Annotated in this window: 2 protein-coding genes; both read left to right on the top strand. The window is 75.5% G+C overall.

Features of this window, described 5'->3' with window-relative positions; translation table 11 throughout:
- The first annotated feature begins 62 nt into the window (after positions 1 to 62).
- A complete protein-coding gene (locus tag ACZ5OX_RS22910) occupies positions 63 to 10,910 on the top strand; it encodes a type I polyketide synthase (protein WP_465632473.1) in 10,848 nt (3,615 codons plus the stop codon).
- Positions 10,911 to 10,929: 19 nt separating this feature from the next.
- Positions 10,930 to 25,860: a type I polyketide synthase gene (locus ACZ5OX_RS22905; RefSeq protein ID WP_465632472.1), complete on the top strand. Its 14,931-nt coding sequence runs from the start codon at positions 10,930 to 10,932 to the stop codon at positions 25,858 to 25,860.
- Positions 25,861 to 25,863 lie beyond the last annotated feature (3 nt).

Genomic DNA, 25,863 nt, shown 5'->3' with positions numbered 1-25,863 from the left:
TTCTCCACAACGAATCTGCCGGACTCCGGCTCCACGAGATATCTGCAAGAGGGTGGCCTCAGGTGAACAACGAGGAAAAGCTCCGGTACTTCCTCCGGCGAGTGACGGCGGACCTGCACGAGGCCCGCGAGCGTCTCCAGAAGCTGGACGACGCCCAGCAGGAGCCGATCGCGATCGTGGCGATGAGCTGCCGCTACCCCGGCGGCGTCACGTCGCCGGAGGACCTCTGGCGACTGCTGGCGGACGGCGGCGACGCGATCTCGAGGTTCCCCGCCGACCGCGGCTGGGACCTGGACGCGCTCTACGACCCCGACCCCGACACCCGGGGCACCAGCCATGTGCGCGAGGGCGGATTCCTCGACGGGATCGACCTCTTCGACGCCGGCCTCTTCGAGATATCCCCCCGTGAGGCCCTCACCATGGACCCCCAGCAGCGCATCCTGCTGGAGTCCTGCTGGGAGGCGTTCGAGCGGGCGGGCATCGACCCGACCTCGCTGCGCGGCAGCCGGACCGGCGTGTTCACCGGCGTGATGTACCACGACCACGGGGCCGTCCTGCAGCGGGCCGTCGAGGACGTCGAGGGCTACATCGGGACGGGCAGCGCGGCCAGCGTCGTCTCCGGCCGGGTGTCCTACGTCTTCGGTCTGGAGGGCCCGGCGGTGACGGTGGACACCGCGTGCTCGTCCTCGCTGGTGGCCCTGCACCTGGCGGTGCAGGCGCTGCGGCAGGGCGAGTGCACGATGGCACTGGCCGGCGGGGTCACCGCGATGTCCAACCCCACGGCGTTCGTGGACTTCAGCCGACAGCGGGGCCTGGCCGCCGACGGCCGCTGCAAGCCCTTCGCGGCCGCCGCGGACGGCACCGGGTGGTCCGAGGGCGTCGGCATGCTGCTGCTGGAGCGGCTGTCCGACGCCCAGCGCAACGGGCACCGGGTGCTGGCGGTGGTGCGCGGCAGCGCGATCAACCAGGACGGTGCGTCGAACGGTCTCACCGCGCCGAACGGTCCGTCCCAGCAGCGGGTGATCCGTCAGGCGCTGGCGAGTGCCGGGCTGTCGGCCGCGGACGTGGACGTGGTCGAGGCGCACGGTACGGGGACGACGCTGGGTGACCCGATCGAGGCGCAGGCGCTGCTGGCGACGTACGGGCAGGACCGGCCCGAGGACCGTCCGCTGTGGCTGGGCTCGTTGAAGTCGAACATCGGTCACACCCAGGCCGCGGCCGGGGTGGGCGGCATCATCAAGATGGTCCAGGCGCTCCAGCACGAGCTGCTGCCGAAGACCCTGCACGTGGACGAGCCCACCCCGCACGTCGACTGGTCGGCGGGCGCGGTGGAACTGTTGACCGAGCCGGTGGAGTGGCCGGCGGGCGACCGCCCGCGTCGCGCCGCCGTCTCCTCGTTCGGGTTCAGCGGGACCAACGCCCACGTCATCGTCGAGCAGGCCCCGGCGGCCGACGAGGACGAGTCGGCCGCCGAGCCCCGGTCGGTTCCGGCCCCGAGCCCGCTGTCGGCGGCCGAGCCGCCGGCCCCGGTCCTGCTGGCGGCCAAGAGCCCGGCGGCACTGCGCGACCAGGCGGCACGTCTCCTCGCCCGCACGACGGCCGACCCCCGGCTCACGGTGGCGGACCTCGGCTTCTCCACCGCGACGACACGGGCCGCTCTCGACCACCGGGCGGCGATCGTCGCGGCGGACCGTGAGGCGCTGCAGGACGCCCTGGGCAGCCTGGCGCGGAACGAGTCCGCCCCGGGCGTGGTCGTCGGGGCGGTGGCACCGCGGAGTCTGGTGGCCCTGCTGTTCTCGGGGCAGGGGAGTCAGCGGCTGGGGATGGGGCGTGAGCTGTACGCGTCCTTCCCGGTGTTCGCCGAGTCGTTCGATGCGGTGTGTGCCGCGGTGGACGCCCACCTGGAACGCCCGCTGCGCGAGGTGGTGTTCGGCGAGGACGCGGAGCTGCTGAACCGGACGGAGTTCACCCAGCCGGCGTTGTTCGCGGTGGAGGTGGCGCTGTTCCGGCTGACCGAGTCGTGGGGGGTGCGGGCGGACTTCCTGGCCGGGCACTCGATCGGTGAGTTGGCCGCCGCGCACGTGGCCGGGGTGTTCTCGCTGGCGGACGCCGCCGAACTGGTCGTGGCGCGTGGCCGGTTGATGCAGGAGCTGCCCTCGGGTGGTGCGATGGTGGCGGTGCAGGCCTCCGAGGAGGAGGTGGTGCCGCTGCTGGCCGGCCGGGAGGAGCACGTCGGTATCGCGGCGGTCAACGGCCCGTCCTCGGTGGTCGTTTCGGGCGCCGAGGACGCGGTGGCGGAGGTCGTGGAGGCGCTTGCCGCCGACGGCCGCAGGACCAAGCGCCTCGCGGTCTCGCACGCGTTCCACTCGCCGTTGATGGAGCCGATGCTCGCGGGCTTCCGGAAGATCGCCGAACGGGTCACCTTCTCCACCCCGGCCCTGCCGATCGTCTCCACCCTCACCGGCCGGCTCCTCACCGCCGAGGACCTGGCCGACCCGGACTACTGGGTCCGTCACGTCCGGCACGCCGTCCGCTTCGCGGACGCCGTCCGGACCCTCGCGGCTCAGGGAGTGACGTCCTTCCTGGAGGTCGGCCCCGGCGGCCTGACCGCGATGGTCCAGGAGACCCTGGCCGACGCGGAGGCCGTCGCCGTCCCCGCCCTGCGCGCCGACCGCCCCGAGCCCGAGGCCTTCACCACCGCCCTGGCCCAGCTCCACGTCCACGGCACCACCCTCGACTGGAACGCCGTCTTCGCCGGTCGCGGCGCCCGGCGCGTCGACCTGCCCACCTACGCCTTCCAGCACGAGCGGTACCGGCTCGACACCCGCCCGGCCGCCGGTGACCTCACCGGGTCGGGCCTGTGGTCGGCGGACCACCCGCTGCTGGGTGCCGCGGTCACACCGGCCGACGGCGACGGTGTGCTCCTGACCGGCCGGCTGTCGCTCGGCACGCACGCCTGGCTGGCGGACCACGTCGTGATGGGTTCGGTCCTGCTGCCCGGTACGGCCCTGGTGGACCTGGCGGTCCGGGCCGGCGACCAGGTGGGCTGTGACCGCGTCGAGGAACTGACCCTGGAAGCACCTCTGCTGCTGCCCCGACAGGGCGGCGTTCAGCTCCAGGTCCTGGTGGACGACGCCGACGGATCCGGCCGCCGCTCCGTGCGGCTCTACTCGCGGCCCGACGACGCCACGGCCGCCGCGCCGTGGACGTGCCACGCCACCGGTGTGCTCACGGCGGCTCAGCCGGCGGGGGAGGGGCGGCGCGTCGAGTCCGAGCTGTCCGAGTGGCCCCCCGCGGGCGCCGGCGAGGTCGACGTCGACGCGGTGTACGAAGGCCTCGCCGAACTGGGCCTGGCCTACGGCCCGGTGTTCCGGGGCCTGCGCGCCGGGTGGCGGCGCGGGGACGAGGTGTTCGCCGAGGTCGCGCTGCCCGAGGGCGTCGGGGTGACCGGCTTCGGTGTGCACCCCGCGCTGCTGGACGCGGCACTGCACGCCGCCGCCCTGGGCGACCTCGTCGCCGACGGCGGCGAGGGGCGGGTCCCGTTCGCGTGGAGCGGGGTGAGCGTGACGGCCACCGGTGCGACCGCGTTGCGGGTCCGGCTGGCCCCGTCGACGGTTCCCGGGGCCGGTGCGGACGCCGTGTCGCTCTCGGCCGCGGACGGAACCGGTCGGCCGGTGCTGTCGGTCGAGTCGCTGGTGCTGCGCCCGGTGGCCGCGGAGCAGTTGGCCGCCGCGCGCGACCAGCAGCGCGACGCGCTGTACCGGGTGGAGTGGGTGCCGGGGTCGGTCGCGGCTGGTGAGCCCGTGGAGGTGGAGGTCCGCGAGGATCTGGCGGCTCTGCCGGCCGGTGCTGTGGTGCCCGGGGTGGTGGCGGTGGAGTGCCCGCCGTCGGGTCCGGGTGCCGAGGGTGTGCGCGCGGCGGTGTGCGGCGTGCTGGGGCTGCTCGGTGAGTGGCTGGGCGGAGAGCGTTTCGGCGACTCTCGGCTGGTCGTGGTGACCCGTGGTGCGGTCGCGGTGGGTGCGGATGACGCGAGTGGTCTCGATGCGGGCCAGGCCGCGGTATGGGGCCTGGTGCGCTCTGCTCAGTCGGAGCACCCGGGTCGGTTCGTGCTGGTGGATGTGGAACCGGGGCTCGGGGAGCGGGATCTCCGGGAGGCGCTGTCCGGGGCGGTGGCGCTGGGCGAGCCGCAGGTGGCCGTACGGGGCGGTGAGCTGTCGGTGCCGCGTCTCGCGCGGGCGGCTCAGGACCCGGCCGTTGCCGTCCCCTTCGCGGCGGACGGCACGGTGCTGGTCACCGGTGCGACCGGTACGCTCGGCCGGCTGGTGGCACGCCACCTGGTCGCCGAGCACGGCGTGCGGCACCTGCTGCTGGTGAGCCGTCGCGGCGCGCAGGCGCCGGATGCGGCGGAGTTCGAGGCCGAACTCGCGGCGCTGGGTGCGGAGGCGGTGACGGCGGCGTGCGACGTGGCGGACCGGGACGCGCTGGCCGCGCTGCTGGCGGAGGTGCCGGCGGAGCATCCGCTGACCGGGGTCGTGCACTCGGCCGGTGTGACGGACGACGCGCTGATCGAGTCGCTGACGCCGGAGCGGGTGGACCGGGTGTTCCGGCCGAAGGTCGATGCGGCGCTGCTCCTCGACGAGCTGACGCGGGGCCTGGAGCTGTCGGCGTTCGTGCTGTTCTCGTCCGCTGCCGGGGTGTTCGGCAGTGCGGGGCAGGGCAACTACGCGGCGGCGAACGCCTTCCTGGACGCGCTGGCGCGGCGGCGCCGGGCAGCGGGGCTTCCTGCGGTGTCGATGGCCTGGGGCCTGTGGGCGCAGGACAGCACGCTGAGCGGCGAGTTGAGCGAGACGGACCGGCGCCGGATCTCCCGTTCGGGGCTGGCCGCGATCGAGACCGCGGACGGCCTGGCGCTCTTCGACGCCGCCCTCCGCTCCGCCGAACCGGCCGTGGTGCCCACGCGGTGGGACGCCAGGGTGCTGCGGGAGTCGGCCCGGTCCGGGGACCTGCCGGCCGTGCTGCGGAACCTGGTGCCCGCATCGGCGCGTCGGGTCGCCGCGTCGACGGCCGAGCAGTCCGGGGCGTCGTCACTCCTGCTGGCCGGGGTCCCCGGGGCCCGGCAGCAGGAGGTGCTGGAGGAGCTGGTGCGCACCCACGCCGCCGCCGTCCTGGGCCACGGTCGCGCCGAATCGATCCCGCCGATGCAGGCGTTCCGCGAGCTGGGATTCGACTCGCTGACGGCCGTCGAGCTCCGCAACCGGCTCGGGGCCGCCACCGGCGTGCGGCTGCCGGCCGGCCTGGTCTTCGACCACCCGACGCCCGCCGCACTGGCCGGCTTCCTGCGTGAGCAGCTGGTCGACGCACCGCGCCCCGCCGCCAGCGCCGCGGTCACCGCGACGCGGGGGGACGAGCCGATCGCGATCGTGGCGATGAGCTGCCGCTACCCCGGCGGGGTGAGCTCGCCCGAGGAGCTGTGGCAGTTGCTCGCCTCGGGCACGGACGCCATCTCCGAGTTCCCCGTCGACCGCGGCTGGGACCTCGGCCTGCTCTCCGGCGACAACCCCGACCAGGCCGGCAGCAGCCACACCCGCGAGGGCGGGTTCCTGCACGACGCGGGCGACTTCGACGCGGCGTTCTTCGGGATCTCGCCGCGCGAGGCGCTGGCGATGGACCCGCAGCAGCGGCTGCTGCTCGAAACCTCCTGGGAGGCCTTCGAGCGGGCGGGCATCGACCCGACCACGCTGAGGGGCTCGCGGACCGGCGTCTTCGCCGGCGTCATGTACCACGATTACACCTCCTCGTTGCAGAAGGTCCCCGACGGTGTGGAGGGCTTCCTCGGCACCGGGAACTCGGGCAGTGTCATCTCGGGCCGGCTCTCCTACTCCTTCGGCCTGGAGGGGCCGGCGGTGACGGTGGACACCGCGTGCTCGTCCTCGCTGGTCGCGCTGCACCTGGCGGTCCAGGCGCTGCGCTCGGGCGAGTGCACGATGGCACTGGCCGGCGGCGTCACCGTCATGGCCGGACCGGGAGCGTTCGTCGAGTTCAGCCGCCAGCGCGGCCTGGCCCCCGACGGCCGCTGCAAGGCCTTCGGGGCCGGGGCGGACGGCACGGGCTGGTCCGAAGGGGTCGGCATGCTGCTGGTCGAGCGGCTCTCCGACGCCGAGCGCAACGGTCACCCGGTGCTGGCGGTGGTGCGCGGCAGCGCGATCAACCAGGACGGCGCCTCCAACGGTCTCACCGCGCCGAACGGCCCCGCCCAGCAGCGGGTGATCCAGCAGGCACTGGCCAACGCGCGCCTTGCCACCGGTGACATCGACGCGGTGGAGGCGCACGGCACGGGGACCAGGCTGGGTGACCCGATCGAGGCGCAGGCGCTGCTGGCGACGTACGGCCAGGACCGTGAAACCCCGCTCTGGCTGGGCTCGTTGAAGTCGAACATCGGGCACACCCAGGCGGCGGCCGGGGTGGGCGGCATCATCAAGATGGTGCAGGCGATGCGGCACGGCACCCTGCCGCGCACGCTGCACGCCGAGCAGCCGTCCCCGCACATCGACTGGTCGGCGGGCGCGGTGCGGCTGCTGACCGAGCCGGTCGAGTGGCCCTCGGGAGAGGGCGATCGCCCGCGCCGCGCCGCCGTCTCGTCCTTCGGCTTCAGCGGGACCAACGCGCACGTCATCGTCGAGGAGGCACCGGCCGGGCCGGCCACGCGCCGCGACGAGGCGCAGGACGGGCGGCGGGTCGCATCCCCCTGGGTGCTGTCCGCGAAGTCGCCCGAGGCACTGCGGGACCAGGCGGCAAGGCTGCTGTCCTACGCGCAGGGCCGTGACGACCTGACGGCGGCCGACGTGGCGTACTCGCTGGCCACGTCGAGGGCGCTCCTGGACCACCGCGCGGCGGTGGCCGCGCCGGACACGGCCGTGGCCCTGGAGGGCCTGCGCGCGCTGGTCAACGGCGAGCCGTCCGCGGCGGTCGTCCGCGGCGTCGCGGTACCGGGGGCGAAGGCGGCCCTGATGTTCTCGGGGCAGGGGAGTCAGCGGTTGGGGATGGGGCGTGAGTTGTATGCGTCGTTCCCGGTGTTCGCCGAGGCGTTCGATGCGGTGTGTGCTCACCTGGACGTCCACTTGGTGCGGCCGTTGCGGGAGGTGGTGTTCGGTGAGGACGCCGCGTTGCTGAGCCGGACGGAGTTCACTCAGCCGGCGTTGTTCGCGGTGGAGGTGGCGCTGTTCCGGCTCACCGAGTCGTGGGGTGTGCGGGCGGATTTCCTGGCCGGGCACTCGATCGGTGAGTTCGCCGCCGCGCATGTGGCGGGTGTTCTGTCGCTGGCTGATGCGGCCGAATTGGTCGTGGCCCGTGGCCGGTTGATGCAGGAGCTGCCGTCGGGTGGTGCGATGGTGGCGGTGCAGGCCTCGGAGGAGGAGGTGGTGCCGCTGCTGGCCGGCCGCGAGGAGCGCGTAGGTCTCGCGGCGGTCAACGGCCCGTCCTCGGTGGTCATTTCGGGCGCCGAGGACGCGGTGACGGAGGTCGTGGAGGCGCTCTCCGCCGACGGCCGCAGGACCAAGCGCCTCGCCGTCTCCCACGCGTTCCACTCCCCGCTGATGGCGCCGATGCTCGCGGGCTTCCGCAAGATCGCCGAACGGGTCACCTTCTCCACCCCGGCCCTGCCGATCGTCTCCACCCTCACCGGGCAGCTCCTCACCGCCGAGGACCTGGCCGACCCCGAGTACTGGGTCCGTCACGTCCGGCACGCCGTCCGCTTCGCCGACGCCGTCCGGACCCTGGCGGCTCAGGGAGTGACGGCGTTCCTGGAGGTGGGCCCCGGCGGCCTGACCCCGATGGTCCAGGAGACCCTGGCCGAAGCGGAGGTGACGGCCGTCCCCGCCCTGCGCGCCGACCGCCCCGAGCCCGAGGCCTTCACCGCCGCTCTCGCCGGGCTCCACGTCCACGGTGTCGCCCTCGACTGGAACGCCGTCTTCACCGGCACCGGCGCCCGGCGGATCGACCTGCCCACCTACGCCTTCCAACGCCGCCGCTACTGGCTGGAGTCGGGCCCGGCGACCGGGGACGTCACCTCGGCGGGTCTGGCCGCGGCCGACCACCCGCTGCTGGGAGCGGCGGTCACCCTGGCCGGCGGCGAGGGCGTGGTGCTCACCGGCCGCCTGGCCCTCACCACGCATCCCTGGCTGGCCGACCACGCGGTGCTGGGCACCGTGCTGCTGTCCGGCACCGCCCTGGTGGACCTCGCGCTGCGGGCCGCCGACGAGGTGGGCTGTGACCTCCTGGACGAGCTGACCATCCAGGCCCCGCTCGTTCTGCCCGAGCAGGCCGCCGTCCAGCTCCAGGTCGTCGTGGCGCCCGTCGACGAGGCCGGCCGCCGCACGCTGACGATCTACTCGCGCCAGGCCCACGGCGACACGGCCGACCAGCCGTGGACCAGCCACGCAACGGGCGTGCTCGCCGCCGGCCAGGGTACGGAGTTCGAGCTGTCCGACTGGCCCCCGGCGGGTGCGGGCGCGCTCGACACCGAGGCGCTGTACGACCGGCTGGCCGGGCTCGGGCTCGACTACGGCCCGGTGTTCCGGGGCCTGCGGGCCGCCTGGCAGCAGGGCGAGGCCGTGTTCGCCGAGGTCGCCCTGCCCGAGGGCACGGAGACCGGCGGGTTCGGCGTTCACCCGGCGCTGCTGGACGCGGCGCTGCACGCCGCCGCTGTGGGCGGGCTGCTGCCCGAATCCGGCCAGGCGCGGGTCCCCTTCTCCTGGAGCGGGGTGCGCCGGTACGAGTCCGGCGCGGCCGCCCTGCGGGTGTGGCTCGCCCCGGCCGGAACGGACGCGGTGTCCCTCCTGGTGGCGGACGCGGCCGGCCGCCCCGTCGCCTCGGTCGACTCCCTCGTCCTGCGGCCGGTCTCCGCCGACCAGTTGGCCGCCGCCCGCAACGCGCGGCCGGACTCGCTCTACCGGGTCGCCTGGGTGCCGCTGCCGCTCACCGGACCCGACGTCACCGAACCCCGTTCGTGGGCGCTGCTGGGCGGCGCGGAGGCCGCTCCGGTGGCGGCCCTGCGGGGGGCAGGCCACGCCCCGGAGATCCACGACGACCTGGCCGCCCTGTTCGCCGGGCCGGCGCTCCCCGACACCGTGGTGGCGCTCCCGCCCCGGACGCCCGACGCGGCGCCCGGTACGCCGGACGCCGCCCGGGCCGCGACCGGGCGCGCCCTCGCGCTGCTGCACGAGTGGCTGGAGCGGGCCGGGTCCGACACGGCCCGACTGGTGGTGCTGACCCGGGGCGCCGTCGCCCCCGGCACCTCGGAGGACACCGCGCCCGGCGCCCCGGACGCGGTGCGGCCGGACCCGGCGCAGGCCGCCGTCTGGGGTCTGCTCCGCTCCGCGCAGTCGGAGCACCCGGGCCGGTTCGTCCTGGTCGACCTGGACGACGACGAGGACTCCGCCCGCGCCCTGCCGGCCGCGCTGGCGGCCGCCGAGGCCGCCGACGAACCGCAGCTGGCGGTGCGGGCGGGCCGGACGTACGTGCCGAGGCTGGAGCGTGCGGCGGTGCCCGGCGCGGCGGCGGCCGACGCCCCGACGGCGCCCGCGCCGGACCCGGAGGGCACCGTCCTGGTGACCGGCGCGACCGGGGCCCTGGGCCGGCTGGTGGCACGTCACCTGGTCGCGGTCCACGGCGCGCGGCACCTGCTGCTGACCAGCCGCCGCGGGCCGCGGGCCGACGGCGCCCGCGAGTTCGAAGCCGAACTGGAGGCCCTGGGCGCCCGGGTGACGACGGCGGCCTGCGACGTGGCCGACCGCGCCGCGCTCGCCGCGCTGCTCGCGGCGGTGCCCGCCGAGCACCCGCTGACCGCCGTGGTGCACGCCGCCGGCGTCCTGGACGACGCACTGGTCGGCTCGCTGACGGCGGAGCGGCTGGACGGGGTGTTCCGCCCGAAGGTGGACGCGGCCTTCCACCTGCACGAGCTGACCCGGCCGTACGAGCCGGCGGCCTTCGTGCTCTTCTCCTCCCTCGCCGGCACGCTCGGCACCGCCGGACAGGCCAACTACGCGGCCGCCAACGCCTACCTGGACGCACTGGTGGAACTGCGCCGCGCCCAGGGCCTGCCGGGCGCCTCGCTCGCCTGGGGGCCGTGGGCGGGGGCCGACGGGATGGTGGGCGAGCTGGACGCCGAGGCGCTCGCGCGGATGGCCAGGGGCGGGGTGGCGCCGCTGTCGGCACGCGACGGCCTGGCTCTCTTCGACACCGCCCGCGCGGCGGCCGGGACCGGGTCCGCGGGCGTCCTCGTCCCGGTCCCGCTGAACCTCGCCACCCTGCGGACCCGCGCCCTGAGCCAACCGCTGCCCGCCATCCTGCGCGGCCTGGTACGGGTCCCGGCCCGCCGGCCGGAGCGGGTGGGCGCCGCCGCGCTGGCGGAGCGGCTGGCGGGGGCCTCGCCGGACAAGCGCCGGCGGATCCTGCTGGCCACCGTCCGCGCCGAGATCGCCGCCGTCCTGGGCCACGCCTCCATCGAGGCGGTGGGCGCCGGCCAGGCCTTCCGCGACCTCGGATTCGACTCGCTCACGGCCGTCGAACTGCGCAACCGCCTCGGCGCCGTCACCGGACTGCGTCTGCCCGCGGGCCTGCTGTTCGACCACCCGACCCCGACCGCCCTGGCGGAGCACCTCGGAGCCGCGATGCCGGACGGCGGTGAGGCACCACCGTCCGTCCTCGCGGAGATCGACCGGCTCGAAGCCGCACTGGCCGCCTCGCCGGCCGACCGGGGCCTGCGCAGCACCGTCACCATGCGCCTGGAGGTCCTGCTGGCGAAGTGGAACGGGGCGCCGGACGAGCACGGAGCCGCGGACGACGACTCCGAGGTCGAGTCGGCCACCGACGACGAACTCTTCGAACTGCTGGACAACGAGCTCGGCACCTGATCGACCGGCACGTACCCCCTTGGCGTTGAGGAACAGAATTCAGATGACGACTGACGAGAACAAGCTCCGGGACTACCTCAAGCGTGCCACCGTCGACCTGCGCCACGCGCGCCAGCGGCTGCGGGAGGTGGAGAGCCGCAACCACGAGCCGATCGCGATCGTGGCGATGAGCTGCCGCTTCCCCGGCGGCGTCGAGTCGCCGGAGGACCTGTGGAACCTGGTCGCGAACGGCGACGACGCGATCTCCGGGTTCCCGACCGACCGCGGCTGGGACCTGGAGACCCTCTACCACCCGGACCCGGAGCACCCCGGCACCACCTACACCCGCGAGGGCGGCTTCCTGCACGACGCGGGCGAGTTCGACGCGGCGTTCTTCGGCATCGGCCCGCGCGAGGCGCTGGCGATGGACCCCCAGCAGCGGCTCCTGCTGGAGGCGTCCTGGGAGGCGGTGGAGCGCGCCGCGATCGACCCGCGCTCCCTGCGCGGCAGCGACACCGGCGTCTTCGCCGGCGTCATGTACCACGACTACGCCTCCCGGCTGCCGCAGCTGCCCGAGGGCATCGAGGGCTACATCGGCACCGGCAACTCGGGCAGCGTGGTCTCCGGCCGGATCGCCTACACGCTGGGCCTCGAAGGCCCGGCGGTGACGATCGACACCGCCTGCTCCTCCTCGCTGGTCGCGCTGCACCTCGCCGTCCAGGCGCTGCGCAACGGCGAGTGCTCGCTGGCGTTGGCCGGCGGCGTCACCGTGATGTCGGGGCCGACCACCTTCACCGAGTTCAGCCGCCAGCGGGGCCTGTCGCCCGACGGCCGGTGCCGGGCGTTCTCCGCCACGGCGGACGGCACGGGCTGGGGCGAGGGCGTCGGCGTGCTGCTGGTGGAACGGCTCTCCGACGCCCGCCGCAACGGGCACCCGGTGCTCGCGGTCGTCCGCGGATCGGCGGTGAACCAGGACGGCGCCTCCAACGGCCTGACCGCGCCGAACGGGCCGTCCCAGCAGCGCGTCATCCACCAGGCGCTGGCCAACGCCCGGCTCTCCCCGGCCGAGGTGGACGCGGTGGAGGCGCACGGCACCGGCACCAACCTGGGCGACCCGATCGAGGCGCAGGCCCTGCTCGCGACCTACGGTCAGGACCGCTCCGGGCAGCGGCCGCTGTGGCTGGGCTCGATCAAGTCGAACATCGGCCACACCCAGGCCGCGGCCGGCGTCGCCGGAGTGATCAAGATGGTGGAGGCGATCCGGCACGGGGTGCTGCCGCCCACCCTGCACGTGACCGAGCCCTCGCCGCACGTCGACTGGTCCTCCGGCGCGGTGTCGCTGCTCACCGAGGCGACCGCGTGGCCCGAGACGGGCGCGCCCCGGCGGGCCGGCGTGTCGGCCTTCGGCGTCAGCGGCACCAACGCCCACGTCCTCATCGAACAGCCGGAGACGGGCGATGGGAGCGAAGCCGCCGACGGCGACCCGACGGCCCCGGACACCGCGACGCCGCTGCCGCTGATCCCGTGGGTCCTGTCCGGCAAGGACCAGGCCGCCCTGGTCGCCCAGGCCGGGCGCCTGCGCTCGCACCTCGCCGCGGACCCGGCACTCGACGCCACCGACGTCGCCTTCTCCCTCGCCACATCCCGCTCGGCCTTCGAGCACCGCGCCGTGCTGCTCGCCGCCGACCGGGCCGGGCTCGACGCGGCGCTCGCCGCCCTGGCCGCCGGCACGCCCGAGCCGGACCTGGTGCGCGGCGTCTGCGACGACGTCCGCCAGGTCGCCCTGGTCTTCCCCGGACAGGGCTCGCAGTGGGCCGGCATGGCCGTCGGGCTGCTCGACGGCTCCGCGGTGTTCCGCGAGCGGATCGCCCAGTGCGAGGCCGCCCTCGCCCCCCACGTGGACTGGTCGCTGACGGCCGTGCTGCGCGGCGAGGAGGGCGCGCCGGGACTGGACCGGGTCGACGTCGTCCAGCCGGTGCTGTTCGCCGTGATGGTCTCGCTGGCCGAGCTGTGGCGCTCGTACGGGGTGCACCCGGACGCGGTGGCCGGACACAGCCAGGGCGAGATCGCCGCCGCCTGCGTGGTGGGCGCGCTCTCCCTGGAGGACGCCGCGAAGGTGGTGGCGCTGCGCAGCCGCGCGCTGACCACGCTGGCCGGGCGCGGCGGCATGATGTCCGTCGGCCTGCCCCTGGAGCAGCTGACCCCGCGCCTCGCGCCGTGGGGCGAGCGGCTGTCGGTGGCCGCGGTCAACAGCCCCTCGTCGATCGTCCTCTCCGGCGACCCCGAGGCGCTGGCCGAGCTGCGCGACAGCCTGCTGGCCGACGACCTCCGGGCCCGGATGATCGCCGTGGACTACGCCTCGCACTCCGCGCACGTCGAAGAGGTGCGCGAGCGGGTGCTGGCCGAGCTCGCGGACATCGCCCCGCGCTCCTGCGACGTGCCGTTCTACTCCACCGTGACCGGCGAGGTCCTGGACACCGCCGGGCTGGACGCGGACTACTGGTACCGGAGCCTGCGTCAGACCGTGCGGTTCGAGGAGGTCACCCGCGCACTGGTGGCACACGGCCACGGCGCACTGATCGAGGTCAGCGCCCACCCGGTCCTGACGATCGGCATGCAGGAGACCATCGCCGCCCTGGACAGCGACGCCGTGGCCCTGGGCACCCTGCGCCGCGGCGAGGGCGGACCTGACCGCGTGCTGCGCGCCGTCGCCGAGGCCCACGCGCACGGCTGCGACGTCCACTGGCCGGCCGTCTTCGCCGGCACCGGCGCCCGCACCGTCCCGCTGCCCACCTACGCCTTCCGGCACCAGCGGTACTGGCTGGACGCCCCGCACACCGCCGGCGACGCCGCCGGCCTCGGGCTCGGCCCGGCGGACCACCCGCTGCTGGGCGCCGTCGTCACCCTGGCCGACTCCGACGGCCTGCTGCTCACCGGCCGGCTCTCGACGCAGACCCACCCCTGGCTCGCCGACCACGCCGTGCTGGGCTCGGTGCTGCTGCCGGGCACCGCGTTCGTCGAACTCGCCGTCCGGGCCGGCGACCAGGTCGGCTGCGGCTGCCTGGACGAACTGACCCTCCAGGCACCGCTGCTGCTGCCCGAGCGCGGCGGCGTGGTGGTGCAGGTCTCGGTCGGTCTGCCGGACGGCGACGGCCGGCGCCCCTTCGGCCTGTACTCGCGGCCCGAGGAGGCGCCCGCCGAGGAGGAGTGGACCTGCCACGGCACCGGGGTGCTGAGCGCGGACGCCGCCGAGGGCGAGGACCTCACCGTCTGGCCGCCCGCCGACGCCACCGCGATCGACCTCACCGGCTTCTACGACCGCCTCGCCGAGCGCTCCTTCGAGTACGGGCCGCTCTTCCAGGGCCTGCGGGCCGCCTGGCGGCGCGGCGACGAGGTCTTCGCCACCGTCGCGCTGCCCGCCGACGCCCAGTCCGAGGCGGGCCGGTTCGGCCTGCACCCGGCGCTGCTGGACGCGGCCCTGCACGCCGTCGGGTTCGGCCCGCTCGGTGACATGGGAACCGGACGGATGGCGTTCTCCTGGGAGGGCGTGCGCCTGCACGCCACCGGAGCCGTCGAACTGCGCGTACGGCTGGCCCCCACCGGCCCCGACGCCGTGTCGGTGACCGTCGCCGACGGCACCGGCCGGGCGGTCGCCACGGTCGACACGCTCTCCTTCCGCACCGTCGACGCGCAGCAGCTGCGCCCGGCCCGCGGCGGGTACCACGACGCGCTCCACCGGGTCGACTGGACGGCGCTGCCCGTGCCGGCCGCCGCGCCGAACGGGCCCTGGGCGGTCCTCGGTGACGACGCCTCGGCGGCCGTGCGGGCACTGCTCGACGGCCCCAGGCCGCCCGCCCGCCACCCCGACCTGGCGGCGCTGGCCGAGGCCGTCGAGAGCGGCGCGCCGCTGCCCGAGGTGGTCGTGGCCGTCCTGCCCACGGGAGGAACCGGTCCGCAGGCCGTCCGGGCGGCGGCCCGGGACACCCTCGCGCTGCTGCGGGACTGGCTCGCCGACGAGCGGTTCACCGCCTCCCGACTGGTGCTGCTGACCAGCGGCGCGGTGGCCACCGAGGCCGGCGCCGACACCCCGGGCCTGGACCACGCCCCGGTCTGGGGCCTGGTCCGCTCGGCGCAGTCCGAACACGCCGACCGGCTGGTCCTGGCAGACCTCGACGACCACCCCGACTCCTTCCGGACACTGCCCGCGGCGATCGCCACCGGTGAGCCGCAACTGGCCCTGCGCGCCGGGACGGTGTCCGTCGCCCGGTTGGCCCGGGTGCCACGGCCGACCGCGCCGGACACCACCGGTGGCCGCACCGCGGCCCCACTCGACCCGAACGGCACCGCCCTGATCACCGGCGGCACCGGCGCGCTGGGCGGGCTGGTCGCCGAACACCTCGTCACCGAGCACGGCATCCGCCACCTCGTGCTGACCGGCCGCCGCGGACCCGCCGCCGACGGCGCGGCCGAACTGACCGCCCGGCTCTCGGACCTCGGAGCGACCGTCACCGTCGCCGCCTGCGACGCGGCCGACCGCGACGCGCTGGCCGACCTGCTGGCGGCGATCCCCGCCGACCGACCGCTGACCGCCGTCATCCACGCGGCCGCCGTGGTCGCGGGCGGCCTCGTCGACTCGCTGACCGCCGACGAACTCGACCAGGTCCTGCGCCCCAAGGTCGACGCGGCGCTCAACCTGCACGAACTGACCCGGGACGCGGACCTGGCCGCCTTCGTCCTCTTCTCCTCCTTCGCCGGCACGCTCGGCGGCGCCGGCCAGGGCGCCTACGCGGCCGGCAACGCCTTTCTGGACGCCCTGGCCCACCACCGCGCGGCCCAGGGCCTCCCGGCCTCCTCGCTGGCCTGGGGCGTGTGGGAGGAGCGCGGCGCCCAGACCCGGCTCGCGGACGGCGACCTCCAGCGGATGGCCCGCGCGGGCCTGGTGCCGCTCACGGCCGAGGAAGGGCTCCGCCTCCTCGACGTCGCCCGCACCCTCGACGACCCGGCCGTCGCGCCGGTCCGGCTGGACCTCGCGGCGATGCGCGCCCAGGCGGTGGGCGGCACCGTGCCCGCCCTGCTGCGCGGCCTGATCAGGCCGCCGACGCGGCGGGCCGCCGGGGCGGCGGCCGGTGAGACCTCCGCCGAACTGCGGCGGCTGGCGGCGCTCGCGCCGGCCGAACGCCGGGAGGCGCTGCTCGGGCTGGTGCGCGGCCAGGCCGCGGCCGTGCTGGGCCACAGCAGCGCCGAGGTGGTCGACCCCGGGCGGGCCTTCCGCGAACTGGGCTTCGACTCCCTCGCCGCGCTGGAGCTGCGCAACCGCCTGAACGCCGCGACCGGCGTGCGGCTGCCGGTCACCGCGGTCTTCGACCACCCGACCCCCGCCGCCCTGGCCGGCCACCTGCTGGAGGAGGTCTCCGGCGGGGAGAGCCTGGTCACCACCGCTCCGGCCCCCACCGGCCGCCACTCCGGTGACGACGCCGAGCCGATCGCGATCGTCGCGATGAGCTGCCGCTTCCCGGGCGGCGTCGCCGGCCCCGAGGACCTGTGGCGCCTGGTCGCCGACGGGACCGACGCGATCACCGGCTTCCCGTCGAACCGCGGCTGGGACCTCGAACGGCTCTACGACCCCGACCCCGACGCCGCGGGCCGCTGCTACACCCGCGAGGGCGGCTTCCTGCACGACGCCGACGAGTTCGACCCGGAGTTCTTCGGGATCTCGCCGCGCGAGGCGCTGACGATGGACCCGCAGCAGCGCCTGCTGCTGGAGACCACCTGGGAGGCGTTCGAGCGGGCCGGGATCGACCCGGCCGCCCTGCGCGGCAGCCGGACCGGCGTCTTCACCGGAACCAACGGCCAGGACTACGCGGCCGGGCTGCGCGGGACGGACACCGAAGGGCTCGAAGGACTCGAAGGACACCTGCTCACCGGCAACTCCGCGGCGGTCGTCTCCGGCCGCCTCGCCTACACCTTCGGTCTGGAGGGGCCGGCGGTGACGGTGGACACCGCGTGCTCCTCCTCCCTGGTCGCCCTGCACCTGGCGGCGCAGGCGCTGCGCTCGGGCGAGTGCTCGCTCGCGCTGGCCGGCGGCGTCACCGTGATGTCGACCCCCGGAGCGCTCATCGCCTTCAGCCGCCAGCGCGGCCTGTCCGAGGACGGGCGCTGCCGGGCCTTCGCGGCCGGGGCCGACGGCACCGGCCTCGCGGAGGGCGTCGGCATGCTGCTGGTCGAGCGGCTGTCGGACGCCGAGCGCAACGGGCACCCGGTGCTGGCCGTGCTGCGGGGTTCGGCCGTGAACCAGGACGGCGCGTCCAACGGTCTCACCGCCCCGAACGGCCCCGCCCAGCAGCGGGTGATCCGTCAGGCCCTGGAGAGCGCGGGGCTGTCGGCGACGGACGTCGACGCGGTCGAGGCGCACGGCACCGGCACCACGCTGGGCGACCCGATCGAGGCACAGGCCCTGCTGAAGGCCTACGGGCAGGGACGCCCCGAGGACAGCCCGCTCTGGCTGGGGACGGTCAAGTCCAACATCGGCCACACCCAGGCCGCGGCCGGTGTGGCGGGCGTGATCAAGATGGTCATGGCGATGCGGCACGGGGTGCTGCCGCCCACCCTGCACGCGGACGAGCCGTCACCGCACGTCGACTGGTCGGCGGGCACGGTGCGGCTGCTCACCGAACCGGTCGAGTGGCCCGTGGGCGACCGCCCGCGGCGGGCCGGCGTCTCCTCGTTCGGCGTCAGCGGCACCAACGCGCACGTCATCATCGAGCAGGCTCCCGTACGTCCGGCGGACGGGAACGAGGACCGGACGCAGCCGGCCGACACCGCTCCGGCCGCCCTGCCGTGGGTGCTCTCGGCCAGGAACCCGCAGGCCCTGCGGGACCAGGCGGCACGGCTGCACCTCCACCTGCGGGAGCACGCGGAGCTGGACGCGGTGGACGTCGCCCACTCGCTGGCCACCTCGCGGGCCGCACTGGCCCGGCGCGCCGCCGTGGTCGGCACGGACCGGGAGGAACTGCTGGCCGGCCTGAGCGCGCTGGCGCGTGGCGAGGCGCTGAACAGCACGGTGGAGGGCTCCGCCTCCTCGGGCGGACGGCTGGCGCTGATGTTCTCGGGGCAGGGGAGTCAGCGGTTGGGGATGGGGCGTGAGTTGTATGCGTCGTTCCCGGTGTTCGCCGAGGCGTTCGATGCGGTGTGTGCTCACCTGGACGTCCACTTGGCGCGGTCGTTGCGGGAGGTGGTGTTCGGTGAGGACGCCGCGTTGCTGAGCCGGACGGAGTTCACTCAGCCGGCGTTGTTCGCGGTGGAGGTGGCGCTGTTCCGGCTCACCGAGTCGTGGGGTGTGCGGGCGGATTTCCTGGCCGGGCACTCGATCGGTGAGTTCGCCGCCGCGCATGTCGCGGGTGTTCTGTCGCTGGCTGATGCGGCCGAATTGGTCGTGGCCCGTGGCCGGTTGATGCAGGAGCTGCCGTCGGGTGGTGCGATGGTGGCGGTGCAGGCCTCGGAGGAGGAGGTGGCGCCGCTGCTGGCCGGCCGCGAGGAGCGCGTGGGTATCGCGGCGGTCAACGGCCCGTCCTCGGTGGTCCTTTCGGGCGCTGAGGACGCGGTGGCGGAGGTCGTGGAGGCCCTGACGGCGGGCGGCCGCCGTACGAAGCGCCTCGCGGTCTCGCACGCGTTCCACTCGCCGCTGATGGAGCCGATGCTTGCGGCGTTCCGCGAGGTCGCCGAGCGCGTGACCTTCGGTGCGCCGAAACTGCCGATCGTCTCCACCCTCACCGGACAGCCGGTCTCGGCGGAGGAACTGGCCGACCCGGACTACTGGGTCCGTCACGTCCGGCACGCCGTCCGCTTCGCCGACGCCGTCCGGACGCTCGCGGCTCAGGGCATCACATCCTTCCTGGAGGTCGGCCCCGGCGGCCTGACCCCGATGGTCCAGGAGACCCTGGCCGAAGCGGAGGCCGTCGCCGTCCCCGCGCTGCGCGCCGACCGCCCCGAGCCGGAGGCCTTCACCACGGCCCTGGCCCAGCTGCACGTCCACGGTGTCGCCCTCGACTGGGACGCCGTCTTCGCCGGTCGCGGCGCCCGACGCGTCGACCTGCCCACCTACGCCTTCCAGCGGGCGTCCTACTGGCTGAAGGCGTCCGCGCCGAAGGCCGACGGAACGGCCGTCGCCGACCCGGCCGACCAGGACTTCTGGGACGTCGTCGAGCGCGCCGACCTGGCCTCGCTGTCCGAGCGCTTGGAGGTGGACGGGGAGGCGCCGCTCAGCTCGGTGCTTCCGGCGCTCTCCAGCTGGCGTCGCCGGCAGCGCGAGCACTCGGTCGTGGACGGCTGGCGCTACCGGGTCCAGTGGAAGCCGCTGACCGCACGCGGCGACGCCGAACTCGCGGGCAGCCTGCTGCTGGTGGTGCCGGCCGACGCGCAGGACCACCCGATCGTCGTGGCGGTCCGGGCGGCGCTGGGCGCCCACGGCGCCGACGTCGTCGAGCTGTCCGCAGGGGCCGACGACGACCGCGCGACGCTGGCCGAGCGGCTGGCCGAGGCGATCGGCACCCGTGCGACCGACGACGGGACGCCGCCCGCCGCCGTGCTGTCACTGCTCGCCCTGGGCGAGGACCCGCACCCCGACCACCCCGCGCTGCCGCTGGGGCTGGCGCTGACCACCCTGCTGGTGCAGGCCCTGGGTGACGCCGGAGTGGACGCGCCGCTGTGGTGCGCCACGCGTGGCGCGGTCGCGGTCGGCCGGTCGGACGGCGCCGAGAACCCGTCCCAGGGCATGATCTGGGGCCTGGGACGCTCCGTGGCGCTGGAGCACCCGCAGCGCTGGGGCGGCCTGGTCGACCTCCCGCAGACACTGGACGAGCGCTCGGCCCGCCGGCTCGCCGCCGTGCTGGCCGGCGGGAGCGACGAGGACCAGCTCGCCGTCCGCTCCTCCGGCACCTTCGCCCGCCGCCTCCACCGCGCCACCGCGGCCTCGACCGGCGCGGACACCGCCGGCCGGGTCTGGCGCCCCCGGGGCACGGTGCTCGTCACCGGCGGACTCGGCGCGCTGGGCACCCAGGTGGCGCGGCACCTCGCGCAGCGCGGCGCCGAGCACCTGGTGCTGACCGGCCGCCGGGGCGCGTCCACCGCCGGGGCCGCCGAACTCGCCGCCGAGATCGAGGCGTCGGGCGTGCGGGTGACCATCGCGGCCTGCGACGTGTCGGACCGGGAAGCGGTGGCGGGGCTGCTCGCCGCCCTCCCCGAGGCCGACCAGCCGACCGCCGTCGTGCACGCCGCCGGCCTGCCCCAGTTCGTACCGGTCGAGCAGACGACCCTCGCGGACCTCGCCGAGGTGGTGGCCGCCAAGGTCGCCGGCGCCACGCACCTGGACGAGCTGCTGGGGGACCGTCCGCTGGACGCGTTCGTCCTCTTCTCGTCCGTCGCCGGCGTGTGGGGCAGCGGCAGCCAGGCCGGCTACGCCGCGGCCAACGCCTTCCTGGACGGCCTGGCGCAGCGGCGCCGCGCCCGGGGCCTGGCCGCGCTCGCTGTTGCCTGGGGCCCGTGGGCCGAGGGCGGCATGGCGGACGGCGAGGAGGCGGAGGCCCACCTGCGCCGCCGCGGCCTGCCCGCCATGGCGCCGCGGCCCGCGATCGCCGCCCTCCAGCGGGCCCTGGACCAGGACGAGACGGCGGTCGTGGTGGCCGACGTCCGCTGGGAGCGCTTCGCCCCCGCCTTCACCGTCACCCGCCCCAGCCCGCTCTTCGACGAACTGCCGGAGGCGCGAAGGGCGTTGTCGGACTCCGAGGATGCGCAGGCGCAGCCCGGGGACGCACTCCCGCCCCTCGCGGCGAAGCTGGCCGGGTTGCCGGGCGCGGAGCGTGACCGGGTCCTGCTCGACCTGGTCCGCACCGAGGTGGCCGTCGTGCTCGGCCACCCGGGCCCCGAAGCGGTCGCGCCCGACCGGGCGTTCAAGGACCTGGGCTTCGACTCGCTCACCGGCGTCGAGCTGCGCAACCGGCTGAACGCCGACACCGGGCTGCGGCTGCCGACCACCCTGGTCTTCGACCACCCCAACGCGACGGACCTCGCGGCCTTCCTGACCGCCGAGATGTCCGGCCGGCAGCCGGCCGCCGTCGGCGCCCCCGTGGCGTCGGCGACCGGGACCGGGAACGAGGAGCCGATCGCGATCGTCGCGATGGGCTGCCGCTTCCCCGGCGGCGTGCGGTCCCCCGAGGACCTGTGGCGGCTACTGGTGGACGAGGCGGACGCGGTCACCCCGTTCCCGACCGACCGCGGCTGGGACATCGAGGCCCTGTACGACCCGGACCCGGAGAAGACGGGCACCAGCTACGTCAACCAGGGCGGCTTCCTGCACGACGCCGGCTCCTTCGACGCGCGGTTCTTCGGGATCTCGCCCCGCGAGGCGCTGGCCATGGACCCGCAGCAGCGCATCCTGCTGGAGGTGGCCTGGGAGACCCTGGAGCGGGCACAGCTCGACCCCGCGTCGGTGCGCGGCAGCCGGACCGGCGTCTTCGTCGGCTCGGGCTACCAGGGCTACGGCGCCGGGCTGGCCGAACTGCCCGAGGGCGTGGAGGGACACCTCCTCACCGGCAGCTCCTCCTCCGTCATGTCCGGCCGCATCGCCTACGCGTTCGGGCTGGAGGGCCCGGCGGTGACGGTCGACACGGCCTGCTCGTCCTCGCTGGTCGCCCTGCACCTGGCGACCCAGGCGCTGCGTCAGGGCGAGTGCTCGCTGGCCCTGGTCGGCGGCGCGGCCGTGATGTCCAGCCCGAACGCCTTCATCGAGTTCAGCCGGCAGCGCGGCCTGGCCGCCGACGGCCGCTGCAAGCCCTTCGCGGCCGCCGCGGACGGCACCGGCTGGGGCGAGGGCGTCGGCATGCTGCTGGTCGAGCGGCTCTCCGACGCCGAGCGCAACGGGCACCCGGTGCTGGCGGTGGTGCGGGGTTCCGCGGTGAACCAGGACGGTGCCAGCAACGGCCTCACGGCCCCGAACGGCCCCGCCCAGCAGCGGGTGATCCAGCAGGCACTGGCGAACGCCCGCCTCTCCACGGGCGACATCGACGCGGTGGAGGCCCACGGCACCGGCACAGCGCTCGGCGACCCGATCGAGGCCCAGGCCCTGCTGGCGACGTACGGCCAGGACCGGCCCGAGGACCGGCCGCTCTGGCTCGGCTCGATCAAGTCGAACATCGGCCACACCCAGGCCGCCTCGGGTGTCGCCAGCGTGATCAAGACGGTGCTGGCGATCCGGCACGGCTCGCTGCCGCGCACTCTGCACGTGGACGAGCCCACCCCGCACGTCGACTGGTCGACGGGGGCGGTGCGGCTGCTGACCGGGCCGGTGGCCTGGCCGGAGGGCGACCGTCCGCGCCGCGCCGCCGTCTCCTCCTTCGGGGTGAGCGGCACCAACGCGCACACCATCATCGAGCAGGCCCCGGCCGCCCCGACCGCCCCCGTGGCGGACGAGGAGCCGCCGGTCGGCGCGGACGCACCGCGCAGCCTGCCCTGGGTGCTGTCGGCGAAGGACGAGCCGGCCCTGCGCGAGCAGGCACACCGGCTGCTCGCCACCCTTGAGGACCACCCCGAGGACACCCCGGACGACCTCGCCCTCTCCCTGGCCGTCTCGCGTAGCGCCATGGACCACCGGGCCGTCGTCGTGGGACGCGGCCGGGCCGACCTGGTCGCCGGTCTCGGCGCGCTGGGCCGGGGCGAGTCGGCGGCCGGACTGGTGCGAGGAGTCGCCGCGCCGTCCCGGGGCCGGCTGGCCCTGCTGTTCTCGGGGCAGGGGAGTCAGCGGCTGGGGATGGGGCGCGAGCTGTGCGCCGCCTTCCCGGTGTTCGCAGAGGCCTTCGACGAGGTCTGCGCTCACCTGGACGTCCATCTGGTGCGTCCCTTGCGGGAGGTGGTGTTCGGCGAGGACGCGGAGCTGCTGAGCCGGACGGAGTTCACTCAGCCGGCGCTGTTCGCGGTGGAGGTGGCGCTCTTCCGGCTGGTGGAGTCGTGGGGTGTGCGGGCGGACTTCCTAGCCGGGCACTCGATCGGTGAGTTCGCCGCCGCGCACGTCGCGGGTGTTCTCTCCCTGGCCGATGCGGCCGAACTCGTGGTCGCCCGTGGCCGGTTGATGCAGGAGCTGCCGTCCGGTGGTGCGATGGTGGCGGTGCAGGCCTCCGAGGAGGAGGTGGCGCCGCTGCTGGCCGGCCGGGAGGAGGGCGTGGGGATCGCGGCGGTCAACGGCCCGTCCTCGGTGGTCATTTCGGGTGCCGAGGACGCGGTGGCGGAGGTGGTGGAGGCGCTGGCGGCCCAGGGCCGTCGTACGAAGCGGCTCACGGTGTCGCACGCGTTCCACTCGCCGCTGATGGAGCCGATGCTCGCGGCCTTCCGCAAGATCGCCGAGCGGGTCACCTTCTCCGCCCCGACGCTGCCGATCGTCTCCACCCTCACCGGTCAGCCGGTCTCGGCCGAGGAGTTGGCCGACCCCGACTACTGGGTGCGCCACGTCCGTCACGCGGTGCGGTTCGCCGACGCCGTCCGGACGCTCGCGGCGCAGGGCGTGACGTCCTTCCTGGAGGTCGGCCCCGGCGGGCTGACCCCGATGGTCCAGGAGACCCTGGCCGACGCCGAGCCGGCCACCGTCGCCGTTCCCGCCCTGCGCGCCGACCGCGCCGAGGACACGGCGTTGGTCACCGCCCTGGCCGACCTGCACGTGCGGGGCATCTCCCCGGAGTGGGAGACGCTCTTCGCCGGCACCGGCGCCCGGCGGGTCGACCTGCCCACCTACGCCTTCCAGCAGCAGCGGTTCTGGCTGGAGGGCGCACCGGAGCGGGCCGCCAAGGTGGCGCCCGCCGACGCGGCGGAAGCCGAGTTCTGGGACACCGTGGAGCACGGGGAGCCGCAGGCGCTGGCCGAGCGGCTCGGTCTCGACGCCGACGCCCCGCTCGACTCGGTGTTCGCCGCGCTGTCGTCCTGGCGCCGCGAGACCAGGACGCGGAACACCGTGGACGGTTGGCGCTACCAGGCCACCTGGAAGCCGTGGACCGACCTCCCCTCCCGTTCCCTGACGGGCGGCTGGCTGGTCGTCTCGGCCGACGAACAGGCCGCGGACGTCTGCGTGCGCGCGCTGCGGGAGCGGGGCGCCGAACCGTCGGCGCTGATCGTGGCCGACGCCGGCACCGACCGCACCATGCTCGCCAAGCTGCTGCGCGAGGCGCTGCCGCAGGACACCCCGCCGGTCGGGGTGCTCTCCCTGCTGGCACTGGACGAGCGCGCACACCCTGTTCACCGGGCGCTGCCGCTCGGCCTCACGGCGACCGTGACCCTGGTGCAGGCACTGGGCGACATCGAGCTGGACGCGCCGCTGTGGAGCGTCACCCGGGGTGTCGTCTCGGTCGGGCGTTCCAACTCCGTCGAGCACCCGCTCCAGGGGCTCGTGTGGGGCCTGGGCCGCGCGGTCGCGCTCGAACAGCCCGAGCGCTGGGGCGGACTGGTCGACGTCCCGCCGTCCTTCGGGTCGGACGACCGCACCCTGGCCCGTCTGCTCGACGTGCTCGCCGGCGCCGGGGACGAGGACCAGCTGGCGGTGCGCGACTCGGGCGTGTTCGTCCGCCGGCTGGCGCGGGCCACCCGGAGCACCCCCGAGCGGGAGTGGCGTCCGCGCGGCACCGTGCTGATCACCGGTGGCACCGGTTCGCTCGGCGGGCACGCGGCGCGCTGGCTGGCGCGCAACGGCGCCGAGCACCTGGTGCTGACCAGCCGGCGCGGTGCGGCGGCCGAAGGCGCGGCCGAACTCCGCGAGGAGCTGGAGGCGTTGGGGTCCGAGGTCACCATCGCCGCCTGTGACGTGGCCGACCGCGAGGCCGTGGCGGGCCTGTTGGACTCCCTGCCGGCGGACCGCCCGCTGACCGCCGTCGTGCACGCCGCCGGCCTACCTCAGTTCACCACCGTCATGGAGACCGGCCTGGCCGAGCTGGAGACCGTGGTCGCGGCGAAGGTGGCGGGTGCCGTGCACCTGGACGAGCTGCTGGCGGACCGGGACCTGGACGCCTTCGTCCTGTTCTCCTCGGTCTCCGGTGTCTGGGGCAGCGGCAGCCAGGCCGCCTACTCGGCCGGCAACGCCTTCCTGGACGCCCTGGCACAGCGGCGCCGGGCCCGGGGCCTGGCCGCGACGGCGGTGGCCTGGGGCCCGTGGGGCGAGGGCGGCATGGCGGCCGAGGACGGGGCGGCGGAGCACCTGCGCCGCCGTGGCCTGCCGCAGCTGGCACCCGCGCTGGCCGTCAGCGCGCTCCAGGACGCCCTGGACCGGGACGACACCGCGGTGGTGGTGGCGGACGTCGACTGGTCGCGGTTCGCACCGTCGTTCACCGTCGGCCGGGTGAGCCCGCTGCTCGGTGACCTGCCGGAGGTCCGGGAGGCACTGGCGGGAGCGGTCGGTGGCGACGAAGCCGCCTCCGGCGCCTCGGAGTTGACCCGGCGCCTCGCCGGACTGCCACCGGCCGGCCGGCACGCGGCGGTGCTCGACGTCGTCCAGGCGGAGGCCGCGGCGGTGCTCGGCTACGCCGGCGGCGAGGAGATCGAGCCGGACCGGGCGTTCCGGGAGCTCGGCTTCGACTCGCTCACCGCGGTCGAGCTGCGCAACCGCATCGCCACGGCGACAGGGCTGCGGCTGCCGACGACCATGGTCTTCGACCACCCCACCCCCGGCGCCCTCACCGACCACCTGTGCGCCGAACTCCTGCCGGACACCGGCGAGGACACCGGCGCCGGGTCCGACGGCGTCCCCGAGGCGCAGCTGCGCCAGGCCCTGGCGTCCGTCCCGCTGTCCCGCCTCAGGGAGGCCGGGCTGCTGGACGCCCTGCTGCGGCTGGCGGAGCCCGGCGCGGCAGAAGCGGTACCCGATGACAACGGCGCGGAGGAGTCCATCGAAACGATGGGCATCGACGATCTCGTCGAACTCGCGCTCGGCAACAGTGATTCCTGAAAC

Source organism: Kitasatospora sp. NPDC032121 (assembly GCF_055580145.1).
Note: the sequence above shows the minus strand (reverse complement) of the source record. Positions and strands in the feature narration are given on the sequence as shown.